Origin of the sequence: Bradyrhizobium sp. (assembly GCF_036735945.1) — a bacterium.
GTDB lineage: Bacteria > Pseudomonadota > Alphaproteobacteria > Rhizobiales > Xanthobacteraceae > Bradyrhizobium.
In genome coordinates, this window is sequence record NZ_DAINNI010000216.1 from 1 (window position 1) to 4487 (window position 4487).

The window sequence follows — 4487 nt, forward strand, 5'->3', positions numbered from 1 at the left end:
GCCGAAGCCGCCACCATCGGCGGCCTGGCCGACTGGTACGCCGTGGTCGCGCTGTTCAGGCGGCCGCTGGGCCTGCCGATCCCGCACACCGCGATCATCCAGAGCAACCAGCACCGCATCGCCGACAAGCTCGGCGAATTCATCGAGCAGCATTTCCTCGAGGCGGCGCCGGTCGAAGCGAAACTGCGGCAGATCGATTTCGGCTCGTTCATCGCCGACTGGCTGCGCGACCGCAAGCGCAGCGAGGATCTCGCGCGCTTTGCGCTGCGGCTGTTGCCCGAGGCGATCGCCGCGACGGAAAACTCCGGGCTGATGACCTTCGTCAGCCGCCGCATCACCGCGCAACTGATGGCGATCGATCTCGCGCCGCTGGCCGCCGGCACCTTGCGCAATTTCGTGAAGGAGGGCCGCCATCAGGGCCTGCTCGACGATCTCCTGCGCGGCGCGCACGAGACGATGACGACGGCCGAGACCATGGCCATGATCCGCGAGAAGATCCGCGACGAACTGCCGACGCTTCTCAAATTCTATCGCGCCGACAGGTTCCTCGTGAACAAGATCGTGGCGTCCGCCGGCGCCTTCTTCGAGGAAGTCCGCAACGATCCCGCCCATCCGTTCCGCGGCGAGTTCGACCGTATGATACTGACCTTTGTCGATCGCCTCGGCACCGATCCGGCCTATGCCGAGCGCATCGCCGGGTTGAAGCGCGATCTCCTGGCGCGCCCCGAACTGACCAGCCTGGCGCGCCACGTCTGGGAGAACATGCGTTCGTTCTTCGAGCGCAGCGCCTCGGGCGAGACACAGGTGCTGCAGCAATATCTGGTGCGCGTGTTCATGGAGGCAGGCGAGGCGCTGGCTGGCGATGCCGAGCTGCGCACCGAGATCAACCAGGGCCTGGTGGCGGTGCTGCGAACCGTCGTCGCCGATCAGAAGAGCGGCGTCTCCACCTTCATCTCCGACCAGGTGAAATCCTGGGACATGGGGCAGTTGATCGCGCTGATCGAGATCAACATCGGCCGCGACCTGCAATACATCCGCTTCAACGGCTCGCTGATCGGCGGGCTGGCAGGGCTGGCGCTCTACACCCTCGAATACCTGCTGCGGCTGCTGTGACCAATTGATCACGTCAACGCCTTTACTTTTGCGAAGTGTGATCCGGTCGTCTTGCCAGACCAGGAGGGGTTCCCTAGCTTTTTAGAGAAATGATGTTGCGTTGCGGAACGATTCTATTGCGGTCGCGTCAATCCAATTGAACCAGTGGCCGGCTGCCGAGACGTAAGGGGCCGTGCCCGAGAGGAGACATGATGTCCGTTGCTGCGCAGACGCTTGCCCCGCCGTCCAAGACCCTGATGTTTCTGGAGGGGCGGGCCATTTCCGAATTGGGCGCCTTTCTCGGCGCGCTGCCGCTCCTGAGCCTCGCGCCGCGTGGCGATGGGCATCCGGTGCTGGTGCTGCCCGGGCTCGTTGCCTCCGACGTCTCGACGCGCCCGCTGCGCGCCTTCCTGCGCACGCGCGGCTACGCCGTCAGCGGCTGGAAGCAGGGCCGCAATCTTGGCCTGCGCCATGGCGTGCAGGACGGGATGGTCGATCTGCTGCAGGAAATGAACGATATCCACGGCCGCAAGGTCTCGCTGGTCGGCTGGAGCCTCGGCGGCCTCTATGCACGCCAGCTCGCCAAGATGATGCCGGAGCGCGTGCGCTCGGTGATCACGCTCGGCAGTCCGTTCGCCGCCGGCCCGAAGGCCACCAACGCCTGGCGCGTCTATGAGATCGCGAGCGGCCGCCGCGCCGACGAAGAGGATGCGCATTTCGGCGGAGCCTTGTCGGGCACACCGCCGGTGCCGACCACGGCGATCTTCAGCCGCACCGACGGCGTCTGCGCCTGGCAGGGCTGCATGGAGAAGACCACGGCGACGTCAGAGAGCATCGAGGTCGAAAGCAGCCATTGCGGCATGGGCCATCACCCGGCCGCCGTCTACGCCGTCGCCGATCGCCTGGCGCAGCCGGAAGGCGAATGGGCCCCGTTCGATCGCGGCGGCTGGCGCGGCATGGTCTATCCGAACCCGCATCGGTAGGCGCTCGTTCTCTTGACCTCGCCCCGCTCTTGCGCGCTCTTGCGGGGAGAGGTCGGCGCGTAGCGCCGGGTGAGAGGGGCTCGCTCCGCGCACTCTGCTTTATCGAATTCGCGGAAGCAGCCCCTCATCCCGACCTTCTAAGAGCGAGCTTCGCTCGTCTCGACCCCGTGAAGGACGGGGAGAAGGCGAAGCGGCCGGCATTGTTTCATCTCCGCAAAACGCGCTATGCGTTGACGTATGTCGCCGCCGCTTGCCCGTATCGTTCAGCAGCTCAAGCGCGAACCTTCGCGCACCGGCTCCATTGTCATCACCGTGTTCGGCGACGCGATCGTGCCGCGCGGCGGCTCGGTCTGGCTCGGCACGCTGCTCGAATTCTTCGAGCGGCTCGACGTCGACGCCAGCGTGGTACGCACCGCGATGTCGCGGCTCGCCGCCGACGGCTGGTTCGAACGCAATAGACTAGGCCGCAACAGCTTCTACCGCCTGGTACAGAGCGGGCGGCAGACCTTTGATATTGCGACGAAACACATCTACGGCCCGCCGGTCTCCGACTGGACCGGGCGCTTCGAACTGCTGCTGATCGGCAACGGCGAAGATCGCGATGCCGCGCGCGAGGCATTGAAGAACGCCGGCTTCGGCAGCCCGCTGCCGGGCGTCTGGGTCGCACCATCCGGGGTGCCGATACCGGAGGAGGCCTCCGCTGCCATCCGCCTGGAAGTCTCCGCCGAGGACGACAGCGGCCGGCGCCTGCTCAGCGAAAGCTGGCCGCTGCACCGCACCGCCGACGCCTATCTGAAGTTCATGAAGACCTTCGCGCCGCTGCGCGAGTGGCTGGCTAAGGGCGGGCGGCTGGCGGAGGCCGACGCCTTCACCGCGCGCGTGCTGCTGATCCACCATTACCGCCGCGTCGTGCTCCGCGATCCCCTGCTGCCGACTGCGCTGCTGCCGGCGGACTGGCCGGGCAGGGCGGCCCGCGCGCTTTGCGGCGAGATCTATCGCGCGCTGCTTCCGGCGTCCGAACAATGGCTTGACCGCCACGCGACCAACGAAAACGGCCCGCTGCCGAAGCCCGGCGCGGAGCTGTTCCGGCGGTTCGATGGTGCCTGAATATGTTACAGAATTATATTGCATATCCATAATTGTGTTATATGTTGACTCCCAACAAACAGGGGAGGTCCGCCATGTACACGCAGGCGCTCAATTCGTCCGAGGGCGAAGACCGCCATATTGAGGACGCGGAACGCGCTGCGCAGTTTCAGGCGCGCATCGATGCCGAGGAACGCATCGAGCCGAACGACTGGATGCCGGCGGCCTACCGCAAGACGCTGACGCGGCAAATTTCCCAGCATGCGCATTCCGAAATCGTTGGCATGCTTCCCGAAGGCAACTGGATCACCCGCGCGCCGTCGCTGCGCAGGAAAGCCGCGCTGCTCGCCAAGGTGCAGGACGAATGCGGCCACGGGCTCTATCTCTACGCCGCCGCCGAGACGCTCGGCTCCTCGCGCGAGGAACTGGTCGATCTGATGCTGGCGGGGAAGGCAAAATATTCCTCGATCTTCAACTATCCGACGCTGACCTGGGCCGACATCGGCACCATCGGCTGGCTGGTCGATGGCGCCGCCATCATGAACCAGATCCCGCTGTGCCGCTGCTCCTATGGCCCGTATGCGCGCGCGATGATCCGCGTCTGCAAGGAAGAGTCGTTCCATCAGCGCCAGGGTTTTGAGATCATGCTGATGCTGTGCCGCGGCACCGAGGAGCAGAAGGCGATGGCGCAGGATGCGCTGAACCGCTGGTGGTGGCCGGTGCTGATGATGTTCGGTCCGCCCGACGGGGCCAGCCAGCACAGCGACACCTCGACCAAATGGAAGATCAAGCGCTTCTCCAACGACGAGTTGCGGCAGAAATTCGTCGATGCCACCGTGCCGCAGGCGCAATTCCTCGGGCTGACGCTTCCCGACCCCGGCATGAAGCAGAACGCCAGCGGAAACTGGGAATACAGCGCGATCGACTGGGACGAGTTCAAGCAGGTGCTGGCCGGCAACGGCCCCTGCAACCGCGACCGGATGGCGGCGCGGCGCAACGCGCATGACGAGGGCGCCTGGGTGCGCGAGGCCGCGATGGCCTATGCCGCCAAACGCAAGCAGCGCGCCACGCTGCAGGCCGCCGAGTAGGGAGATCCGCGATGGCAACGCCGAACATTCCGCTCTGGGAAGTCTTCATCCGTAGCCGCAACGGCCTCGCGCACAAGCATGTCGGCTCGCTGCACGCCACGGATGCGACGCTGGCGCTGCAGGCCGCGCGCGACATCTACACCCGCCGCGGCGAGGGGCTTTCGATCTGGGTCGTGCCGTCGAGCGCGATCACCGCGTCCGATCCGTCCGAGAAGGGCATGATGTTCGAGCCGGCGGA

At 65.7% G+C, this 4487-nt stretch carries 5 protein-coding genes; all 5 read left to right on the plus strand.

The annotated features are described in order from the left end of the window. The coding region (locus tag V7E26_RS29305; RefSeq protein WP_324422874.1) for a DUF445 domain-containing protein at positions 1–1113 on the plus strand (1113 nt) is incomplete at its 5' end. Positions 1114–1304: 191 nt separating this feature from the next. Then, positions 1305–2075 carry an esterase/lipase family protein gene (locus V7E26_RS29310; RefSeq protein WP_324422875.1) on the plus strand — a complete coding sequence of 257 codons (771 nt, stop codon included), beginning with the start codon at positions 1305–1307 and terminating at the stop codon, positions 2073–2075. 237 nt (positions 2076–2312) lie between these two features. After that, positions 2313–3182 carry a phenylacetic acid degradation operon negative regulatory protein PaaX gene (paaX, locus tag V7E26_RS29315; protein WP_324422876.1) on the plus strand — a complete coding sequence of 290 codons (870 nt, stop codon included), beginning with the start codon at positions 2313–2315 and terminating at the stop codon, positions 3180–3182. Between the two features lie 74 nt (positions 3183–3256). Beyond that, a complete protein-coding gene (gene paaA, locus V7E26_RS29320; RefSeq protein ID WP_324422877.1) occupies positions 3257–4249 on the plus strand; it encodes a 1,2-phenylacetyl-CoA epoxidase subunit PaaA in 993 nt (330 codons plus the stop codon). 11 nt (positions 4250–4260) lie between these two features. Then, the coding region (paaB, locus tag V7E26_RS29325; protein ID WP_324422878.1) for a 1,2-phenylacetyl-CoA epoxidase subunit PaaB at positions 4261–4487 on the plus strand (227 nt) is incomplete at its 3' end.

Coding starts and splice junctions, on each gene's coding strand:
- paaA (WP_324422877.1), top strand. CDS start 3,257: ATGTACACGCAGGCGCTCAATTCGTCCGAGGGCGAAGACCGCCATATT.
- V7E26_RS29310 (WP_324422875.1), top strand. CDS start 1,305: ATGTCCGTTGCTGCGCAGACGCTTGCCCCGCCGTCCAAGACCCTGATG.
- paaX (WP_324422876.1), top strand. CDS start 2,313: ATGTCGCCGCCGCTTGCCCGTATCGTTCAGCAGCTCAAGCGCGAACCT.